This is a genomic window from Ideonella sp. P3_A4 (genome assembly GCF_056403075.1).
The window spans coordinates 1-900 of record NZ_JBFUGE010001206.1; the positions used below are offsets into that span (position 1 = coordinate 1).

At 69.4% G+C, this 900-nt stretch carries 1 protein-coding gene and 1 pseudogene; both read left to right on the forward strand.

Going from position 1 to position 900, the window contains the following annotated elements; all coding sequences use genetic code 11:
* The coding region (locus AC1DYI_RS37000; protein WP_477209052.1) for a DrrA family ABC transporter ATP-binding protein at window positions 1-352 on the forward strand (352 nt) is incomplete at its 5' end.
* Window positions 349-900 (forward strand): annotated as a pseudogene (locus tag AC1DYI_RS37005) (ABC transporter permease); the annotation flags it as partial. The gene AC1DYI_RS37000 and the pseudogene AC1DYI_RS37005, both read left to right, overlap by 4 nt.

Sequence of the window (900 nt, forward strand, 5' to 3'; positions counted from 1 at the left end):
ACACTACATGGACGAGATCGAGGCCATCGCCGACCGCGTCGCCATCATCGACCACGGCCAGGTGCTGCGGGCTGGACCCTTGGCCGAGCTGCTGGCGCAGGACGCAACCCAGCTGGCCGTGGTGGCCGACGGCATCTCGCCCGACGCACTGGTGGCGCTGCTCGCGCGTATCGGGCCAGTCGAGCGCCGTGGTGAACTTGTCAGTGTCGAGTTGGGGCACACGCCGGCCTCGGTGGTGTTTGCTGCGCTCGAGGCGGCCGGTGCCCAGGTGCGCCATGCCGAATTGGGTCGGCAGAATCTCGAGGAGCTGTTCATGGCGCTGACCCACCGCTCGCTGCGGGACGACGCATGATCGCCGGCCTGGTCCGCAAAGAGCTGCTGACGCTGGTGCGCGACCCGCACGGCCTGGCGGCGCTGTTTCTGATGCCGCTGGTCTTCATCGTCGTGATGTCGCTGGCGCTGAAAGACGTCTACCGTCCGCCGCTGCGCACGATGGCCTACGCCATCGACGTGCGCGACGAGGGTGAGCCAGCCCGCACCTTGGCAGCCTTGTGGGCTCGCGACCACGGGGCGGTGCAGGCCACGCTCGCCGACACCACGGCGCCATTGCGTGCCGGGACGCTGAAGTACCTGCTGATCTTGCGGCCGGGCTTGTCCGACGAACTGAAGAAGCCGGCCTTGCCAACCGAGCCGCTGCTCGAATTGCGCGTCGAGCCCGGCATGGATGCCGGCCTGCTCGCCGCACTGACGGCCGACCTGACCGGGGTCGCCGGCGAAATGAAAGCCCGCCTCGCGCTGGCCCGCCTGGGCCCCGAGCCGCCGGCGGATGCCTCAATGGCAAGGCTGATCGATGCGCATCGGCTGGACACCCAAGGGCCTCGCCCCAGCGCCGTGCAGCAG